Below are 18,620 nucleotides of genomic sequence, written 5' to 3' on the forward strand. Positions count from 1 at the left end.
GATATGCAACCTTTGAGTGGACCGGGCACCCCGATCGCCAGCGATCGTCCTTCAACCCCGGGCAAAACCACCCCCACAGACGATAGCCCGCTCTCCCCGGCGCAGCGTACGACGCTGGAGAAGCTGGTGGTCAAAATCATGGCGCTAAGCCCGGCCAAATCCGCAGAGATTTGGGTCACGCTGCGTCACGATCTGCAGACAGACAACAGCAGTGAACTGCTGGCGCGTCATTTTCAGCCGGCCGAGCAACTGCTGCAAAACCGTCTGACGCAGGTACAGCAAAACCATGCCAGTCGCCAACTGATGCAGCAGCTTACCGAACTGTTGCCGCAGGGCAATAACCGCCAGGCGGTGAGTGATTTCATTCGCCAGCAGTTTGGCCACACGGTACTGAGCCAGTTGAGCCACTCGCAGTTGCAGCAGGTACTGAACCTGTTACAGACCGGCAGCCTGACGATCCCTCACCCGCAGCAAACTGCCACCAGCGATCGCCCGCTGCTGCCCGCCGAGCATCAAAGCCTGCAGCAGCAGGTCACCAAGCTCAGTGCCGCCACCGGCGAGTCGCCGGCCAAGATCTGGCAAACGCTGTTTGATCTGACCGGGGTTAAAACCAACGATCCGCTCCCGGCGCGCCACTTCCAACTGCTGAACCAGTTTTTGCAGGTGAAGGTCGCGCTGAGTCCACAAACTGCGCCGACGCTGAACAACCTGCTCGCCGTGCTCAAACAGCCGGCGGATGCGCAGGAGCAGCAGCAGTTGAATGACTACTGCCAGTCCCGCTTCAACTGCAATGCCAGCGCCCCCTTGACCCACCCGCAGATGAGCGACGTCATCAACCAGCTATTTGCACGTCGTCTGGAAAAAGCCGGTCATGCTCAGCCGATCATCGGCAACGCTACCGAGCCGCAACCGCTGCTCAATCCGCTGATTGCCGCCCTGCCCCAGCCGCTACAAAAAGCGCTGAGCAAACCGGCGGTGACGCTTATCCTGTTCATTTTGGTGCTAGCTCTGGTATTGGCGCTGGTGTTTTAACGCTTTCCCTTCCCAAACGATTTCTGGCCTGTGGATGCCCTGTCCAGGGCCAGACTCGAATGCTGATGTTAACTTCGCGGTAACTCCGGCCAACGTCAGGCGCAGCCACAGTCCTCTCCACTGGCACTTCCCACCAGCGAGCCCGGCTGTTCACCGGTGGCAACGGGATGACCATCACGTATCCAGAAGTCCAATCCACCAATCAGTTCTTTCACCCGCAGCCCCTGTTGAGCCAGTTTGTAAGCCCCTTTGGTCGAACCGTTGCAGCCGATGCCATCACAATAAGTGACGTAAACCTTGTCGCGATCCAGATGCGCCGTGCCCGCCTCGTCCATCAAGCGGTGCGGCAAACTGATAGCGCCGGGAATATGCCCGGCCGCATAGAGCGCCTCTGCACGGGTATCGATCACCAGGATCTCACTGACCCCGTTGCGCAGATCCTCCGCCACGTCCCACGCATCCGCGTAATAACTCAGCTTTGCGGCCAGATAATCCAGGCTCTGGGCCGCGCTGCCCGGTGGAAAAGCCAAAACCAATGAAGATACCGCCATGGAATTCACTCCTGTAGAGAAAGACTGATGACAATATTGCCTGATTTTGGTCTTATGCTTGATACCCATTTTCGCCCATGGATAAGTCCCATTATGGCTAACGCACTGCCCACTCTGTTTCATCAACCGGAACACGCCGGTGGCACCTTGCGTGAACGCGTCTGCAGCACGCTGCGCCGGGCTATTCATCATGGGGCTCTTGGCCCTGGGCAACGCTTGCCCTCATCGCGGGTCCTGGCTGAAGATTTGGGCGTCTCGCGCGTAACCACCGAAGCAGCCTATGCCCAGTTGGAAGCCGAAGGCTATCTGCAGCGCCGCGTTGGTCAAGGCACCTTCGTGGCGATCAACATCGTCAAGTCACCATCCGCCGCCAAAGTCAGCGGCGAACCCCGCCTTTCGCTGCGCGGCACGCAGATCGCGCAAACCGGCGGCTGCCACGATCCACTGCAGCCTCTGCCCTTCGCTGCCGGTTCGCCGGATTTACGTGCTTTCCCGCTAAAACTGTGGAAACAGCTCACCGCTCAACAACTGCGTCTGCGTGGGGAAGCTCTGATGCGCTATGGCGATCCTCAGGGCTACTTTCCGCTACGCGAAGCCATTGCCGGCTATGTCAGCCAGACGCGCGGCGTTAACTGCGATGCGCAGCAGGTCGTGGTGCTGACCAGTTCGCAGCAGGCCCTGCAGCTGATTGCCACCCTGCTGTTGGATAGCGGTGACAAAGTGTGGATGGAAGACCCCGGTTATCGCGGTGCCAGAAACGCCTTTAGCAGCGTCGGAGCCGAACTTGTCCCGGTCAAGGTGGACGACGCCGGACTGATGCCCGATGAACACCTGCCTGCACCTCGACTGATTTACCTGACGCCCTCGCATCAATACCCCACCGGCGTAGCACTCAGCCTGCCACGCAGGCTCGAGCTGCTGGCGCTGGCACAACGGCAGCGGGCCTGGATTATTGAAGATGATTACGACAGCGAGTTTCACTATGAAGGCCAGCCGATGCCGGCGATGCAGGGATTGGATCGGCACGGCAACGTGCTTTATCTGGGCACCTTTTCCAAGGCGCTGTTTCCTTCCCTGCGGCTGGCTTATTTGGTGTTGCCACCGGCGTTGGTGGAGCCTTTTACCACAGCACGCACGGTATACGACGGCCACAGCGCCCAATTGATGCAGGCGGTGACCGCCGAATTTATCCAGCAGGGGCACTTTGCCGCCCATATCCGCTATATGCGCCAGCTGTACCGCAGCCGTCGTGACCTGTTACTGGCGGAGGTGCAGGAAAAGCTTGGGCATTTCGCCACCCCGCAACCGGCAGGGGGCGGCTTGCAGCTCAGCGTTTGGCTGCCGCCCGGGCAGGAGAGCGCCCTGACTCAGCAGGCGCAGCGCCTGGGCGTAGTCACGCCCGGATTGACGGCACAGTACCAAACCCCGAGCCTGCGGCGCGACGGCTGGCTGCTGGGCTTTTCCGCCCTGACTCCGGGCGAGATCCGCGCCGCCGTCGAGCGGTTGACGCGGATCTCGCCTGCTTGACCTTGCGGGGGCGCTTGGCTGCCCCGAGTCAGGTTACTGCTCGGTCAACCGCAGCTCGGCCACCAACGGCAGGTGATCGCTGACCGCCGGCCAGTGAATGCCGTTCCAATCGCCGCTGGCGTTCGGCACCGTCAGGCTGTCCAGATGCCAGCGCTGGGCATTGCCGCTAAAGATATAATCGACCTTGATTTCGGCGTTTTCCGCCGGCCAGCTGCGGCCATCCTGCTGCTTGGGCATGATATCGTTCCAATAGCGGCTCAGCTCAGTCCAGGTGACGCTACCCGGCACGTCGTTCATATCGCCGAACAACAGCTTGATACCGCGCATTTCAATCGTGCGGTCATTCAGTTCGCGCACCTGATCCAGCCGCATCGCCGGATCTTCCTTGGTGTCCAGATGGGTATTGATCAGGGTAATCGGCGCCGGGAACTCGGGCACGTCGGTCTGGGCGCTGAATGCAATTCGCTGTTCGCGCTGACCGGAAGGCAACGGGTAAATTTTGCTGTCATGCAGCGGATATTTCGATAGGAACGCCAGCCCATATTCGCCGCCGTCAAAATCAATCGCGCGGCCGAACGCGACGTGCATACCGGTCAGTTTGGCCAGTTCCTCCGCCTGATCGAGCTTGCCGCTGCGGCCGGTCAGTTTGTCCACCTCCTGCAGCGCCACCACATCGACATTCATCGCCTTGATCGCTTTGGCGATTGCGGTCATGTCGCTGACCTTGCCGGCGGCGATATTGAAGCTGGCTACGCGGATCTTCGGTGCCTGCTCCAGGCTATAGGTTTTGTTTTTCAGGCCGCCGAGCGCGCTGGCCACTTCACGGCTATTGGCGTTGCTGTTGGCATGGCCACCATCGGTGGATGACCAGGCCGTATGCGATATTCCCAGGGATAACAAAGTGATAAGTAAAGCATGACGTGAGCGCATGTATTCTCCTTTAACGATCCTATTATTTGGGGGCACCCGTTCCCCCACAGCTAACAACGATTTTGCCGCAGTTACCCGAGACTATTTCCTAGTTGTGCCGCTATTTTTTTATTCTGCGCGGCATCTCGCATTCCGGCAGCGAAAGCATTGCACCATTGGACAACCGGCTGATTTAGCTTTAAAACCGTTAGACCGCTTATCGAGAGGAACCCGCATGACCAGCGCCATTGCCGAACAGCTCACCGAACGTTTCTTCCGCTATCTGGCGGTGACCAGCCAGAGCGACGCCGCCGCAACCACCCTGCCCAGCACGCCGGGCCAACATGATATGGCCAAGCTGCTGGCGGCCGAACTGCGCCAGCTAGGCATGCAAGACGTGCAAATCGACGAGCACGCTACCGTGACCGCCCGCAAACCCGGCAATCAGCCAGGCGCTCCGCGTATCGGCTTTATCACCCATATCGATACCGTTGACGTTGGCCTGTCGGCCCATATTCACCCGCAGCGCCTGCGCTTTACCGGCCAGGATCTGTGCCTGAATGCCGAACACGATATCTGGCTGCGCACCGCCGAACATCCGGAGATCCTGGCCTATCCGAATGAAGAAATTATTTTCAGCGACGGCACCAGCGTGCTCGGCGCCGATAACAAAGCGGCGGTCACGGTGGTCATGACCCTGCTGGCCAACCTGAGCGCCTCCGATCGCCACGGCGACATTGTGGTGGCCTTTGTCCCGGATGAGGAAATTGGCCTGCGCGGCGCCAAAGCGCTGGATCTGGCGCGTTTCGAGGTGGATTTTGCCTATACCATCGACTGCTGCGAGTTGGGGGAAGTGGTGTATGAGAACTTCAATGCCGCAGGTGCGGAGATCCGTATCGAAGGGGTCACCGCGCACCCCATGTCGGCGAAGAACGTGCTGATCAACCCGATTCGCATCGCCAACGACATCATCAACCAATTCGACATCAAGGACACGCCGGAACATACCGAGGGGCGTGAAGGCTACTTCTGGTTCAACGATCTGACCGCCAATGCCAACCTCGCTACGTTGAAAGTGTCGATCCGCGATTTTGACCTGGCCGGGTTCAATGCGCGTAAAGAGCGCATTCAGGAAGTGGTGCGACAGGTGGCGGCAAACTACCCGCGCGCCAAGGTCAGCTGCAAGGTGACGGATATCTACAGCAATATCAGCAACTCTATCGGGGAAGACCAGCGAGCCATTGAGCTGATTTTCGGTGCCCTGGCCGCCCACGGCATTCCCCCCAAGGTGATCCCGATGCGTGGCGGCACCGACGGCGCCGCACTCTCCAGCCGTGGGCTGCTGACGCCGAACTACTTCACCGGCGCGCACAATTTCCATTCGCGCTTTGAGTTTCTGCCGATCAGCGCCTTTGTGAAATCCTATCAGGTGACTCGCAGCATCTGCTTGCTGGCGGCACGCGGTTAGACGCCATAGTTAACAAGCGCGGTATGGCAGGAAAATACCGCGCTTAAGCCAACAGCCAGCCAAGCAAGCCGGCCCAGACCAGTAACGGCAACGAAAAGTAATGAAATTTCAGCCAAATTTTGCGCTCGTCCGCCATACGCAGCGCAATCAGGTTCGCCAGCGAACCGATCGCCAGCCCAAAGCCACCGGCGTTGACCGCATAGGCCAGCAGTTGGCTGGAAGGCACGTAGTTGAGCATTAAAATGGTCGCCGGCACGTTGCTGATCACCTGCGACAGGCCAATCCCCAAAGCGTAAATGCCCCCGTTACCCAGCGTAGCGATATCGGCAAACCAAGGCTGGATCGCCTGCAAGCGGGTAAACAGCCCCACATCGATGAACATGGCGATAAAGACGAAAATCAGGCTCCAGTCGATCTGCAGCAATACCCGACGCGCCAGCAGCAAAAAACCGACGAACACCGCCAACAGGCCATACAGCGGCAGATCAAGATCCAGACACAGCAGAAAAATCACGTACAGCGCCACACAGCTCAGCAACAGGCGTAGCTGATACGGATAACCTTCGGTGTGCGGCGCTTTAACGATATCCCGCGCCGGGAAGCAGAACCCGGTCAGCAGCAGCAAACTGACCAGCATCACCACGCCAAACGGTGCCATTTGGCCAATGAACCCCAGGAAAGAGAGTGAAGACTTGCTCCACAGCAGAATGTTTTGCGGGTTGCCAATCGGCGTCAGCAATGAACCGGCATTGACCGCCAGCGCCTGGAAGATAATCAACCGGCCAATCGGTAACGACGACAGTTTTTTCAACGTGATGGTCAGCGGAATGACGATAAACAACGCCACGTCGTTGGTCAGGAACGACGACAGCAACGCGGCGGAAAACACCAGAAACAGCGCCAATCGCCGCTCGCTGTGCAGCGTATTGATGATTTTGCGGCCAACAAAATCGAAATAACCGCTGACCTCGACGCCCTTGGTGAGTAACATCAATCCAAGCAGCGTAATGATGGTACGCCAGTCGATAAAACTGTTTAACGCAGGCAGCTGTTGCGGATTAAAGGCCGCCATCAGTACGCCGACTAACAGCAAAATATGCAAAAAACGATCTTTCAGGAACGGCTGAATCAGCCGGGAAACGGCGTTTGAACTCATGTTGAGCGCTTCAAAAAAACAACCAGGGATCAGGAACCAGACGTTAGCCCAAGCACGGCGGCAACGCCAGCAAAATGCTCTTTTACCGTTAACTGCTTTTCATTTGCCGCGCTTTACTTTATTTGTAGCGCCTTTCACTGTTTCAAAGGATGTTTTCATGGCTAACGTTTTTGCCAAAGGGCTGTTGCTGAGTGTGACCATCGGCTTACTGACTGCCTGTAATGACCCGGATACCCGCCCGCAGATCGACATTGAAGGCAAAACCATGGGCACCTTCTACAGCGTCAAGGTCAGCGGTGACGTGGCGGTCAATAAACAGCAGTTGCAACAGCAGATTGACGCCGTGCTGGAACGCGCCAATGACGATATCTCCACCTATCGCAATGATTCTGTGCTTTCGCGTTTTAATCAATCCCAGAGTACCGAGCCACAGCCGATCCCGCGCGGAATGGCGGATATTATCCTGATGGCTCAGCGCATTGGCCGCGACACTCAGGGCGCGATGAATATCACCGTGGGTCCGCTGGTGAATTTATGGGGCTTTGGCCCAGACAAGCGTGTGGTCAAGGTACCGAGCCAACAGCAAATAGAGGCGGCACAAAAAAATATTGGCCTGCAGCACCTCAAGCTACTCAGCGACAGCCGTGGCGAATGGCTGCAAAAGGACTTACCCGGGATGTATGTTGATCTCTCGACGTTGGGCGAAGGCTATGGCGTCGATCAGTTGGTGCAGCTGATGGCCCGTAATGGTATCACCCATTATCTGGTGTCTGTCGGCGGTGCGGTTTCCTCGCGCGGCGTTAACGGGCAGGGCAAACCCTGGCGCGTTGCGATCCAAAAACCGACCGACCGCGAAAATGCGGTTCAGGCGCTGGTTGATTTGCAGGGCTACGGCATCAGCACCGCCGGCAGCTACCGCAACTATTTTGAACAGGACGGGCAGCGCTATTCGCACGTGATCGATCCCACAACCGGCAAGCCGATTACTCATCGCCTGGTCTCCGCTACGGTGATAGCGCCCACCGCGCTGGAAGCCGACGGTTGGGATACCGGGTTGATGGTGTTGGGGACGGAAAAAGCGCTCAAACTGGCGGAAGAAAAAGGCTTGGCGGTCTACCTGATCAGCAAAACCGATGATGGGTTCAGCGCCGTAATGACGCCGCAGTTCAAGGCGTTTCTGGTGAAATAGTTTCTGTGCGGTAAAGACGGGGCGCGGTGCACTGCGCCCCGCTTGCTTATCCTTTTCGGTGCAGTAACAGGTAAACCACAGGAACCACCAACATCGACAACAGCGGTGCACTGAGCATGCCGCCAATCATCGGTGCCGCAATGCGCCGCATTACCTCAGAACCGGCACCGTTACCCCACATGATCGGCAATAGCCCGGCCATAATGGTGGCAACGGTCATCACTTTTGGTCGCACCCGCAATACCGCCCCCTCGGTGATGGCATCCATCAGCTGTTTTTGCGTGAGCGGCTGCCCCGGCTGGCGATGTTTTTCCAACGCATGGTTCAAGTACAGCACCATTATCACGCCGAATTCCGCCGCCACACCCGCCAGCGCGATAAAGCCAACTGCCCCGGCCACCGACAGGTTGTAGTTCAGCAGATAGAGCAGCCACACCCCGCCGATCAGCGCAAACGGCAGCGTCGCCATGATCAACAACGCATCACGCACGCTGCTGAAGGTGACAAACAGCAGCACGAAAATGATTGCCAATGTTACCGGCAGTACGATTTTCAACTGAGCGCTGGCACGTTCAAGATATTCAAACTGCCCGGACCAGCTCAACGACACCCCGGCCGGCAGCTTGACCTGCTGCGCGACGGCCTGCTGCATCTCTTCCACCGCCGATTTGAGATCGCGCCCGCGCAGATCGACATAAATCCAGTTGGAGAGCCGCGCGTTTTCACTTTTCAGCATCGGTGGCCCTTCGCTAATCCGAATATCCGCCAGCATTGACAGCGGCACCTGGCCACCGCTGGCGGTCAGTACCGGTAACGCCTGCAACTGCTGTACCGAATCACGCACCTCACGCGGATAACGCACATTGATCGGGTAACGCGCCCGGCCCTCAACGGTTTCGCCAATGTTTTCGCCGCCCACCAGCGTCGCCACCATGGATTGCAGCTCTTTCACCGAAACGCCGTAGCGCGCAGCCCGCTGACGGTCGATATCGATATCCACGTAGCGGCCGCCGGTGATGCGTTCTGCCAGCGCCGAAGTGACGCCCGGCACCTGCTTCACCACCTGCTCAATCTGCCCGGAAATCCGTTCGATATCGGCCATGTTATTGCCGTTCACCTTGATGCCCACCGGACTTTTGATTCCGGTGGCCAACATGTCCAGCCGATTGCGGATCGGCGGAACCCAGACGTTGGCAATACCCGGCACCTTGACCACCGCATCCAGTTCCGCCACCAGCTTGTCCATGGTCATGCCCGGTCGCCACTGGTCACGCGGTTTGAAACGAATGGTGGTTTCCAGCATGGTCAGCGGCGCGGGATCGGTAGCGCTTTCCGCCCTGCCGGCCTTACCGAACACCGTCGCTACCTCCGGCACGGTTTTGATCAACCTGTCGGTCAGTTGCAGTAGCCTGCTGGCCTCGCGCGCAGACATCCCCGGCAGCGAGGAAGGCATATACAACAGGTCACCTTCGTCGAGCTGCGGCATAAATTCGCTGCCCAACCGGCTAAGCGGATAGGCGGTTAACAGCAACAGCAGGCACGAAATCCCCAGCGTGGTTTTTGGCCGTGCCAACACCGACGCCAGCACCGGCTGATACAGGCGGATCAGCCAGCGGTTGATCGGATTGGCATGTTCGTCGGGAATGCGGCCGCGGATAAAGTAGCCCATCAGCACCGGCACCAGCGTAATGCCCAGACCGGCCGCCACCGCCATGGCGTAGGTTTTGGTGTAGGCCAGCGGGGAGAACATCCGGCCTTCCTGCGCCTGCAGGGTGAACACCGGAATGAAGGACAGCGTGATAATCAGCAAACTGCAAAACAGCGCCGGCCCCACCTCCACCGCCGCCTGCTCTGAAATGCGCCAATAATCCGTCGACGTCGGCTGCAGTCCGGGATGGCGTTGCCGCCACTGCTCCAGCACCTTATGCATGTTCTCAATCATGACGATGGCCGCATCCACCATGGCGCCAATGGCGATGGCGATTCCCCCCAGCGACATGATATTGGCGTTTACGCCCTGGTAATGCATCACCACAAAGGCGCCAAGAATGCCGAGCGGCAGCGTGATCATCGCCACCAGCGCCGAACGAAAATGGAACAGGAACAGCGTGCACACCAAAGCCACTACGATAAACTCCTCCAGGAGCTTGTGGGACAGGGTTTCAATAGCATGCTCAATCAGTTGGGAGCGGTCGTACACGGTCACAATTTCCACACCCGGCGGCAGGGTCTGCTGAACCTCCTGCAGCTTGACCTTCAGCGCGTTGATGGTTTCCAGGGCATTTTTGCCGTAGCGCATCACGACGATGCCGCCCGCCACTTCGCCCTCGCCGTTCAGCTCCGCCACGCCCCGGCGGATCTCCGGCCCTTCGCGCAGTGTTGCCACTTGCGACAGCAGGATCGGCACACCGTCACGCACGGTGATCACCACGTTGGCAAAATCGCTGAGTTTTTTCAGGTAGCCCGAGGTGCGAACCATATACTCCGCCTCCCCCATTTCCAGCAGCGCCCCCCCGCCTTCCTGGTTGGCATCCTGAATGGCACTGACTACCTGTTGATGGGTGATGTTCAGCGCGCGCAGGCTGGGTGGATCCAGCACCACCTGATATTGGCGTACCATGCCGCCCACGCTGGCCACTTCCGCCACGTTGGGGAGGGTTTTCAGTTCAAACTTCAGCGTCCAGTCTTGTAGCGCGCGCAGGTCGGCCAGGCTGCGCTTGCCGCTTTTATCCACCAGGGCATACTCGTACACCCAGCCGACGCCGGTGGCGTCCGGCCCCAGTGCCACCTTCACCTGCGGCGGCAGTGAGGATTGCACCTGGCTGAGCGCCTCCAGCACCCGCGAACGCGCCCAGTACAAATCGGTGCCGTCCTCGAACAACACGTAAACGTAGGCGTCGCCAAACATGGAAAAACCCCGTACCGTTTTGGCCCCCGGCACCGAGAGCAACGTGGTGGTCAGCGGATAGGTCACCTGATCTTCAATCACCTGCGGTGCCTTGCCCGGATAGGTGGCACGGACAATCACCTGTACGTCGGACAGGTCCGGCAGCGCATCCAGCGGCGCTTTCTGCAATGCCCAGATCCCCCAACCGGCCAACAGCAACGAAGCCAGCAGCACCAAGAGCCGGTTGCGCAGCGACCAGCGGATCACGAAAGCAATCATAAGTGGCCCCCATGTTCAGCGCTTGTCGGCACGATTTGGCTGATATGTGAACCTTGTTCATCAACGCTAAAGTGGATTTTTACGCTATCACCGGGTTTGATACCGACAGGTATTCCCCCTGGCGGCAGGGCAAAATCCATGGTCATTGCCGGCCACTGCAGCTCCGGCACGGGGCCGTGGGACAGCGTGATGGTGCTCTCGTTCACGGCATCCACCACCCCCTCGGCCTGGTATTGTTTCACCTCGATTTGCGCCGCCATTTGTGGCAAGGCACTGCGCATGCTGGCCTCGGAATCAATCAGGAATTGGCCGGAGGTCACTACCCTTTGCCCAGCATTCAGCCCACGTTTGATTTCTACCCAGCCGTCCTGCGCACGACCGGCCACCACGTCAACCGGCGTGAAGTGCCCATTGCCTTCGGCGATCAACACCCTATTGCGATCGCCGCTGTCGATCAGCGCCTCCTGCGGTATCGCCAACACCGGTTGGCCGAGGTTGCTGCGCGACAATGTCAGTTGCAGATACATGCCCGGTCGAAGCTTTTGTTGAGGGTTTTTCAACAGGATGCGCGCTTTGAAGGTTCGGGTCAGCGGATCGACATTGGCCAGCAGTTCGCTCACCTCGCCTTCAAATCGTTCACCAGGCCAACTGGCGGAAGCGGCCTGCACCTTATCGCCCACTTTCAACAATCCGGCCTGCGCCTGCGGATAATCGGCAACGATCCACACCGGATCGAGGCTGGCTAGTTCAAACAGCCCCTGCGCGGCCGTCACCTGAGCGCCTTCGAGCACGCTCAGCTTATTCACAAAACCATTTTCCGGTGCCGCTATCTGCACCCGCGGTTCGGGTTTACCTGAACGTTCCACCTGCCGGATCACCGCCTCGGGCATAAACAGCAACTGCAACCGCTGACGTGCAGCGGCGGTCAGTGCGCTATCGCCCAGTTTGCGTATCGCCAGATATTCCTGCTGTGCCGCACTCCAGTCGGGGATCCACAGCTGCGCCAGGGCTTCGCCCTTTTTCACCTGTTGCTGACTGGCACGCACGTAGAGTTTTTCCACCAGTCCGTTGGCGCGGGCGGCGACAATCTGAACCCCGCGTTCATCGGTGGCGACGCTGCCGAAAGCGTTCAGTTGTGGCTCCAGTTGGCGCAATTGTGCAGCTTCGGTGCGAACGCCCAGGTTCTGCTGTTGCCGGGCGCTGATGGTCACGCCCCCTTCCGGCTCAGCCTCATCGGCATAGCGCGGCACCAGTTGCATATCCATAAAGGGCGATTTACCCGGTTGGTCAAAACGCTGCCCCGGCATCATCGGATCGTACCAATAAAGCACCTGCCGCCCACTCTTGATGGCCGGCGCAGGCGCTTCCCCCGCTGCGCCAAACCAGTATCCCGCCAGCCCAGTGCCAATCAGCGCCGCTAACAGCGCCAGCTTGAATTGTATTTTCATTGCATTGATTCCTGAGGGGTAAGATAGCGAATGGCGGCCCAAATCTGTGCCAGTTCCCTGGCGGCCTTGCCGGCGCTGAGGCGACTGTCGAGCAGCGCCCGCCGAGCTTCCAGTACCGCCGACAAATCGCTTTTACCGCTGCGGTACTGCGCTAACAGCAAAGTGACCCGCTGTTGTTGCAGGGGAATAGCCTGCTCCTGTTGGCGTTGCCACTGCGCCTGAGCCGCCTGATATTGCGCCAACAGCGTATCGAGCTGTGCCTGATGATCACGTATCAACAACGTGAGCCGATCGTTGGCCTCCATGCTGCGGGAAACATCAGCGGCATAGTCCTTATCCTGCCGCTGCGAGCGGAACAACGGCAGATCGACGGTAAACATCACCCCGGCCAAATCCTCGTACTCGTCGGCCCGTTTGCCGTAATACACCTCGACGCCGACGTCCGGTATCGCCGCCACCTCTGATTGCGCCGAACGCGCCTTGGCGACGTCCGCCTCACGGCTGGCCTGCAACACCTCGGGGTGTTGCCTGATGGCCTGCCGCAATACTTCGCTGTCCGCCGGTAAACGTTCAAAGCGCGGCATGGCCCCGGCGGTATCCGTCGCAGACAGGCCGGTCAACTGCGTCAGACGCGCCTGCGCGACAGCAACATCACGCTGCGCCTCGCTGATGCGATCCTGCATGCTTAGCAGCGTCAGCCTGGCATCCAGCACTCCACTCGCTGGGGTTCCCCCGCCGGCTACCGCAGCATGCTGAGTGGCAATCTGGCGTTCACTCTCCGTCACCAGGGCTGAGGCATCCCGCAGGGTTTGCCGACTCAGCGCCAGCGCCAGCCAGGCCTGTGCGGTTTGCTGTTGAAGGCGAGCGCGAATGGTGGCGCTGCCCGCATCCGTCTGGCTGGCTTCGGCGCGCAGGGTGTCCGCTTTACGCTGACGTTTGGTGCTGCTGACGTAATCCTGCATGATGCCGATTCGTCCCATGGTCATGCCTTCGCGGGTAAAACGCCGAGCGTTGCCCCCCTGCACCGGCACGTTTTCAATGCCGAACTTCAGTTTGGGATCGGGCAACTGCATTGCCGAATCCGCCATGTTCTGCAAGGCGTCAACCTGATGCCGATTGGCGGATAGCTCCGCCGAATAACCTTCGGCCGCCGTCAATGACTGTTGCAGCGTCAGATCCGCCGCCAGGGTGGCCGGTGCCCAACAGGCAAGCAGCAGCCAGCCCACCCGCCAAGGGTGAGAAAGGATAATGGTCATAACGCCTCCGTTATGGTCGAGCAGCGGCGATGGCGATCAGCTGATAACCGCCGTCGATCGGCAGGAAGCTGAAATCAACCTCGGTACCCACCGGCAAGACGGCGAATGAAGGCGATGAAGGGAGCAGGAAGCTCATGGTCATTGGCGGCCAACTGAGTGCAGGAATGGCCTGGTGCGCGATAGACACCTTTCGCTCATCCCAGCTTTTGACGACGCCCTGGCTGTGGATTTCAACGGCAGTTCTTGCGGCAGGATCCTGCATTGCCATATCGGCAGCGCTGGCGCTAAAGGAGAAAAACAGGGCGATCACTACGGCAGCAAATACATTACGCATAACGGGTACTCCATAAAATAGTTAACAAACGCGGAAAACCGTCGGGGACGGCAAAGCGGTTGTCAGAACTATTCACGGAACCGGCAGAAAACGATCTCTGCCGGCGGACCTGTTATCGGGGGCGTTTGCCAGGTATTGGAGGGGACTGAACGAGACGGGAAAGGCGTAATAACGGCCAATTCGCTGCTGGTGGGCAGCGCAGCCAACGTCAGGTTGCTGTGATCCTGTTGGGCTGACTCCGGAACGCAGTGTTTCTCACACAGCGGCTCTTGGGTCTGCATCTGCTGCTGCGACGGCACGCTGTTTTGCATATGCATGCATATGCTGAGCCATCGGCGCTTCACCGCTGAACTGCAGGTTGCAGTTGTGGCTGGCCAACGCCAGTTGAGTATTCAACAACAGCCAGCTGACGACCAATAACCATGCGCAGGCCCGCTTTTTAGCAAAGCGCAGGCGGTGCATGGATAAGGAGATGGACGCCAAAGCCGACATCAGATCGTTCCAGAGTGGGAGATAGCGGGAGTATATCGACCCGGACCGGGCGCAGGAATGGAATTTACATCCGCTGACAAAGAACTGCCCATCTGTGGGCCGGTAATATAAATGCCATGACTTCAATCAACTGGCGGCGGATTACCCAAACAAAAAGCCCAGCAGATGCTGGGCTTTTAAACCGGGAGACTCTCCGACGGAAGGTTATTTGGTCAACGCGATAATACCCAGCGTCAGACCGGCAACTGCCGCCGCTCCACCGGCGATGGCGCCAGCGGTTTCCCAGTTGTCCTGCGTGGTGCCTTTCATGCAGGTATTGGTGTGCACCAGACGACCCTGGTCGTCATAGACCGGGACACAAGGGGAATCGGTCGCGCACCCAGCCAGAATGACCGACAGCAATCCAACCGCAATTAACTTTTTCATACTCTTGCCTCAATGTTCGATCACTCTGAAACGCTACGCCGAGTGATATTCGCGCTATTGAGCCATTGTATGCGCAAAAGGCTGAACAAAGCGTTAATGATCCGTCAGGAGATGTAATTTGGGATAACTCCTAGCGGCCCGTCGGCAGGGATTGCAGGCATTAAAAAGCCCGCAAAAATGCGGGCTTGATCCTGAACCTTGAGGTCGGAATTACTTCTGCAGCTTGCGCATCACCAGCGTGGCGTTGGTGCCGCCGAAACCGAAGCTGTTGGACATCACGGTGGTCAACTCGCGTTGAGTTGGCTCAGTCACGATGTTCATGCCAGCGGCTTTCTCATCCAGGTTATCGATGTTGATGCTCGGCGCGATAAAGCCGTGCTCAACCATCAGCAGGCTGTAGATCGCTTCCTGCACGCCCGCGGCACCCAGTGAGTGACCGGTCATGGCCTTGGTGGAAGAGATTGCCGGGGTGTTGTCGCCAAACACTTCGCGAATGGCACCCAGCTCTTTCACGTCGCCCACCGGCGTGGAGGTGCCGTGAACGTTCATGTAGTCGATTGGGGTATCAACGCCCTGCAGCGCCATCTTCATGCAGCGCACCGCGCCTTCACCTGATGGAGCCACCATGTCGGCACCGTCGGAGGTCGCACCGTAGCCGATGATTTCAGCATAGATGTGCGCACCACGCGCCAAAGCGTGTTCCAGCTCTTCAACCACCACCATACCGCCGCCGCCGGCGATGACGAAACCGTCACGGGCAGAGTCGTAAGTACGAGAAGCTTTTTCAGGGGTGTCGTTGTAGCTGGTGGACAGTGCGCCCATCGCATCGAACTCACAGGCCATTTCCCAGCACAGCTCTTCGCCGCCGCCGGCAAAGACCACGTCCTGCTTGCCCAGTTGGATCAGTTCAACCGCGTGACCAATGCAGTGTGCAGAGGTTGCGCAGGCAGAGCTGATGGAATAGTTAACGCCACGAATTTTGAACGGGGTTGCCAGGCAAGCGGAAACGCCTGAAGCCATAGCCTTGGTCACCATGTACGGACCCACGCCGCGCAGGCCTTTGGCACGCATGCCATCGGATCCGGCAACCTGGTTGCGCGGAGAACCACCACCTGAGCCAACAACCAGACCGGTGCGATCGTTGGAAACCTGATCGGCAGCCAGACCTGAGTCCTTGATGGCTTCTTCCATGGAAAGATAGGCATAAACGGACGCGTCGCTCATAAAGCGCATCACTTTACGGTCAATCAGACCCGTAGTGTCCAGTTTAACATCGCCCCATACGTGACTACGCATGCCGGAATCTTTCAGCTCCTGGGAGAAAGTGATCCCAGAACGTCCTTCCTGCAGGCTCGCCAGGACCTCCTGCTGGTTGTTACCAATGCTGGAGACGATTCCCAGGCCAGTAATCACTGCACGTTTCATTCAATACCTCTTCCACAATTTTACATTCGGGATTTTGCATCGCACTTTAGCGTACAGATGTACGCCGAACAAGTCCGATCAGCGTTTTTCAGCTTTATTCTTATCCAGTTTGCGCCATAGCGCCAGCGCCGTTAGAATCCCGTCACCCCTTGAGTTACGAGCAACTAACCGTGAGCCACGCCCCGATCCAAACCGCAGCGTTATCCTGGAATGAACAGGGTACACCTGTTTCGAAACAGTTTGATGACGTCTACTTTTCCAATCAGGATGGGCTGGAAGAAACCCGCTATGTGTTTCTCATGGGCAACCGACTGCCGCAACGTTTTGCCGACCACCCTCGCCCGCTGTTTATCGTGGCGGAAACCGGCTTCGGCACCGGGCTTAACTTTTTGACGCTGTGGCAGGCCTTTGCCGGTTTCCGCACGGCGATGCCGGACGCCCCGCTTCAGCGCCTGCACTTTATCAGCTTTGAAAAATTCCCGCTGCTGCAGGCCGATTTGGCGGCGGCGCATGCCCGCTGGCCGGAACTGGCGCCATATGCCGATGAATTACGCGCTCAATGGCCGTTGCCGCTGCCGGGCTGCCACCGCCTGCTGCTGGCCGAAGGGCGCATCACGCTCGATCTGTGGTTTGGCGACGTGAACGCGTTGCTGCCTCACTTCGACGCCAGCATGAACCGTCAAATCGACGCCTGGTTCCTCGATGGCTTCGCCCCGGCAAAGAACCCGGATATGTGGACGGAGCAGCTGTTCACCGCCATGGCGCGCTTTGCCCGGCCGGGCGGCAGCCTTGCCACCTTTACCGCCGCAGGCTTCGTGCGTCGCGGCTTGCAGCAGGCCGGGTTTGATGTCATCAAAACCAAAGGCTTCGGCCAGAAGCGAGAGATGCTGACCGGCGAGTTGCCTGCCGATGCGCCGGCCGTCGCTCACCCTGCTCCCTGGCTGATACGCCCGGTGGCGGAGAATACCGATGATATCGCCATCATTGGCGGCGGCGTCGCCAGCGCGCTAACCGCCCTCGCCCTGTTGCGACGCGGCGCAAAAGTCACGCTGTACTGCGCAGATCCGCAGCCGGGCGAAGGGGCATCAGGCAACCGTCAGGGCGCACTCTACCCTTTGTTGAACGGCCGAGCCGATGCGCTGGAAAATTTCTTCAGCGCCGCGTTTCCGTTTGCCCGTCGTCAGTACGATGCACTGGTGCGACAGGGCGTGGAGTTCGACCATCAGTGGTGCGGTGTGAGCCAACTGGCCTTTGACGAGAAGAGCGCCGGGAAAATTGCCAAGATGCTGGCGGTTGAATGGCCGCAGGCGCTCGCCATGCCGGCCGACCGCGCTACGCTCAGCGCCTTGTGCGGCGTCGACAGCGGTTTTGGCGGCATTAACTACCCGCAGGGTGGCTGGCTGTGTCCGGCCGAGCTGACGCGCAGTGCGATTGCGCTGGCGCAACGTCAAGGGATGCGCTGCCATTATGACGCTACGCTCAGCGCTCTGACCGTCCAAGAAGCAGGTTGGCAACTCAGCTTTAGCCAGGGTGAAATTCGGCAGCATGCGACGGTGATTCTGGCCAACGGCCATCGGTTGTCCGAACTGACGCAAAGTGAAGCGCTGCCGGTTTATGCGGTGCGCGGTCAGGTATCCCATATTCCTACCACGCCGCAGCTGAGTGCATTGAAGCAGGTGCTGTGTTACGACGGTTACCTGACGCCGGTGAATGCCAATAATCAGCAGCACTGTATCGGCGCCAGTTACCAGCGCGGCGAGACCGCCACCGAATACCGCGAAGAAGAGCAGCAGGAAAATCGGGCTCGCCTGCTGCGTTGCCTGCCGGATCAAACCTGGCCGCTGGAGGTGGACGTCAGCGACCGCCAGGCGCGCTGCGGCGTACGCAGCGCCACTCGCGATCACCTGCCAATGGTAGGTGCAGTACCCGACTACCAGGCCACGCTAACGCAGTACCAGGATTTGCAACGTCAACACCAACGCGGTGAAGCTATCGCCAATGCGCCGAGCTACCCCAATCTGTTCATGATTGGCGGGTTAGGCTCTCGTGGGTTGTGCTCGGCCCCGCTGGCGGCAGAGATTTTGGCGGCGCAGCTATTTGGCGAACCTTTGCCGGGCGACGCAGACCTGTTAGCGGCGTTGAACCCGAATAGAATGTGGGTAAGGAAATTACTGAAGGGACGTGCGGTAGCGTAAGAAAAATCACGCAGGGCGCCGGCGACAGCGCCCTGCAGAAGCACTA

14 protein-coding genes and 1 pseudogene are annotated in these 18,620 nt (G+C 58.9%); 5 read left to right on the forward strand and 10 right to left on the reverse strand.

What is annotated here, in order from left to right; translation table 11 throughout:
- Nucleotides 1–3 precede the first annotated feature (3 nt).
- Entirely contained in the window at nucleotides 4–1,032 is a 1,029-nt protein-coding gene (gene flk / locus EBA31_RS18275) for a flagella biosynthesis regulator Flk (protein WP_046373034.1), read from the forward strand.
- 95 nt (nucleotides 1,033–1,127) lie between these two features.
- Here flk and EBA31_RS18280 read toward each other — a convergent pair whose 3' ends face one another.
- The gene (locus tag EBA31_RS18280) at nucleotides 1,128–1,583 is read right to left on the reverse strand and encodes a rhodanese-like domain-containing protein (protein ID WP_122079921.1); all 456 of its coding nucleotides are present in this window, start codon (nucleotides 1,581–1,583) and stop codon (nucleotides 1,128–1,130) included.
- A 93-nt stretch (nucleotides 1,584–1,676) separates the two neighbouring features.
- Between EBA31_RS18280 and EBA31_RS18285 the strand changes: the two genes are divergently transcribed.
- Nucleotides 1,677–3,110, forward strand: a complete 1,434-nt coding sequence (locus tag EBA31_RS18285) for a PLP-dependent aminotransferase family protein (protein ID WP_369982343.1) — start codon at nucleotides 1,677–1,679, stop codon at nucleotides 3,108–3,110.
- Nucleotides 3,111–3,143: 33 nt separating this feature from the next.
- On the opposite strand, the gene EBA31_RS18290 is transcribed toward EBA31_RS18285, so the two are convergent.
- Complete coding sequence (locus EBA31_RS18290; RefSeq protein WP_020827894.1) at nucleotides 3,144–4,040, reverse strand: endonuclease/exonuclease/phosphatase family protein; 897 nt, start codon at nucleotides 4,038–4,040, stop codon at nucleotides 3,144–3,146.
- 214 nt (nucleotides 4,041–4,254) lie between these two features.
- Between EBA31_RS18290 and pepT the strand changes: the two genes are divergently transcribed.
- Nucleotides 4,255–5,487, forward strand: coding sequence for a peptidase T (gene pepT, locus EBA31_RS18295; protein ID WP_122079923.1), 1,233 nt, complete (start codon nucleotides 4,255–4,257; stop codon nucleotides 5,485–5,487).
- A gap of 43 nt (nucleotides 5,488–5,530) precedes the next feature.
- Here the strand turns inward: pepT and EBA31_RS18300 are convergent, their stop codons facing one another.
- Nucleotides 5,531–6,643 carry an SLC13 family permease gene (locus EBA31_RS18300; protein ID WP_046373030.1) on the reverse strand — a complete coding sequence of 371 codons (1,113 nt, stop codon included), beginning with the start codon at nucleotides 6,641–6,643 and terminating at the stop codon, nucleotides 5,531–5,533.
- 157 nt (nucleotides 6,644–6,800) lie between these two features.
- Here EBA31_RS18300 and apbE point away from each other — a divergent pair, with 157 nt between their 5' ends.
- On the forward strand, nucleotides 6,801–7,832 hold the full coding sequence (gene apbE / locus EBA31_RS18305) for an FAD:protein FMN transferase ApbE (RefSeq protein ID WP_122079924.1): 1,032 nt from the start codon (nucleotides 6,801–6,803) through the stop codon (nucleotides 7,830–7,832).
- Nucleotides 7,833–7,878: 46 nt separating this feature from the next.
- On the opposite strand, the gene EBA31_RS18310 is transcribed toward apbE, so the two are convergent.
- The 7 genes and pseudogenes from EBA31_RS18310 to fabB all read right to left on the reverse strand — a co-directional run bounded on the left by EBA31_RS18310 (nucleotide 7,879) and on the right by fabB (nucleotide 16,379).
- Entirely contained in the window at nucleotides 7,879–10,998 is a 3,120-nt protein-coding gene (locus EBA31_RS18310; protein WP_122079925.1) for an efflux RND transporter permease subunit, read from the reverse strand.
- Complete coding sequence (locus EBA31_RS18315; protein WP_122079926.1) at nucleotides 10,995–12,446, reverse strand: efflux RND transporter periplasmic adaptor subunit; 1,452 nt, start codon at nucleotides 12,444–12,446, stop codon at nucleotides 10,995–10,997. The genes EBA31_RS18310 and EBA31_RS18315 overlap by 4 nt, the downstream gene beginning before the upstream one ends.
- Nucleotides 12,443–13,702, reverse strand: coding sequence for a TolC family protein (locus tag EBA31_RS18320; RefSeq protein WP_122079927.1), 1,260 nt, complete (start codon nucleotides 13,700–13,702; stop codon nucleotides 12,443–12,445). The genes EBA31_RS18315 and EBA31_RS18320 overlap by 4 nt, the downstream gene beginning before the upstream one ends.
- A 10-nt stretch (nucleotides 13,703–13,712) precedes the next feature.
- Entirely contained in the window at nucleotides 13,713–14,036 is a 324-nt protein-coding gene (locus tag EBA31_RS18325) for a copper-binding protein (protein ID WP_020827901.1), read from the reverse strand.
- A 68-nt stretch (nucleotides 14,037–14,104) separates the two neighbouring features.
- Nucleotides 14,105–14,528 (reverse strand): annotated as a pseudogene (locus tag EBA31_RS27265) (hypothetical protein).
- 204 nt (nucleotides 14,529–14,732) lie between these two features.
- Nucleotides 14,733–14,954 (reverse strand): membrane protein, encoded by a 222-nt coding sequence (locus tag EBA31_RS18335; RefSeq protein ID WP_020827903.1) that lies wholly within the window; start codon nucleotides 14,952–14,954, stop codon nucleotides 14,733–14,735.
- A 210-nt stretch (nucleotides 14,955–15,164) separates the two neighbouring features.
- On the reverse strand, nucleotides 15,165–16,379 hold the full coding sequence (gene fabB / locus EBA31_RS18340; protein WP_020827904.1) for a beta-ketoacyl-ACP synthase I: 1,215 nt from the start codon (nucleotides 16,377–16,379) through the stop codon (nucleotides 15,165–15,167).
- 170 nt (nucleotides 16,380–16,549) lie between these two features.
- On the opposite strand from fabB, the gene mnmC reads away from it, so the two are divergent.
- Nucleotides 16,550–18,574, forward strand: a complete 2,025-nt coding sequence (mnmC, locus tag EBA31_RS18345) for a bifunctional tRNA (5-methylaminomethyl-2-thiouridine)(34)-methyltransferase MnmD/FAD-dependent 5-carboxymethylaminomethyl-2-thiouridine(34) oxidoreductase MnmC (protein WP_122079928.1) — start codon at nucleotides 16,550–16,552, stop codon at nucleotides 18,572–18,574.
- The last annotated feature ends 46 nt before the right edge of the window (nucleotides 18,575–18,620 follow it).

This window comes from Serratia sp. P2ACOL2 (assembly GCF_003691565.1).
Lineage (GTDB): Bacteria > Pseudomonadota > Gammaproteobacteria > Enterobacterales > Enterobacteriaceae > Serratia > Serratia liquefaciens.

Bases quoted from the DNA above. Each gene is read 5' to 3' on its own strand.
- apbE (WP_122079924.1), top strand. From the start codon at position 6,801: ATGGCTAACGTTTTTGCCAAAGGGCTGTTGCTGAGTGTGACCATCGGC.
- flk (WP_046373034.1), top strand. From the start codon at position 4: ATGCAACCTTTGAGTGGACCGGGCACCCCGATCGCCAGCGATCGTCCT.
- pepT (WP_122079923.1), top strand. From the start codon at position 4,255: ATGACCAGCGCCATTGCCGAACAGCTCACCGAACGTTTCTTCCGCTAT.
- EBA31_RS18285 (WP_369982343.1), top strand. From the start codon at position 1,677: ATGGCTAACGCACTGCCCACTCTGTTTCATCAACCGGAACACGCCGGT.
- EBA31_RS18300 (WP_046373030.1), bottom strand. From the start codon at position 6,643: ATGAGTTCAAACGCCGTTTCCCGGCTGATTCAGCCGTTCCTGAAAGAT.
- EBA31_RS18335 (WP_020827903.1), bottom strand. From the start codon at position 14,954: ATGAAAAAGTTAATTGCGGTTGGATTGCTGTCGGTCATTCTGGCTGGG.
- EBA31_RS18310 (WP_122079925.1), bottom strand. From the start codon at position 10,998: ATGATTGCTTTCGTGATCCGCTGGTCGCTGCGCAACCGGCTCTTGGTG.
- EBA31_RS18290 (WP_020827894.1), bottom strand. From the start codon at position 4,040: ATGCGCTCACGTCATGCTTTACTTATCACTTTGTTATCCCTGGGAATA.
- EBA31_RS18320 (WP_122079927.1), bottom strand. From the start codon at position 13,702: ATGACCATTATCCTTTCTCACCCTTGGCGGGTGGGCTGGCTGCTGCTT.
- EBA31_RS18315 (WP_122079926.1), bottom strand. From the start codon at position 12,446: ATGAAAATACAATTCAAGCTGGCGCTGTTAGCGGCGCTGATTGGCACT.
- fabB (WP_020827904.1), bottom strand. From the start codon at position 16,379: ATGAAACGTGCAGTGATTACTGGCCTGGGAATCGTCTCCAGCATTGGT.
- EBA31_RS18325 (WP_020827901.1), bottom strand. From the start codon at position 14,036: ATGCGTAATGTATTTGCTGCCGTAGTGATCGCCCTGTTTTTCTCCTTT.
- EBA31_RS18280 (WP_122079921.1), bottom strand. From the start codon at position 1,583: ATGGCGGTATCTTCATTGGTTTTGGCTTTTCCACCGGGCAGCGCGGCC.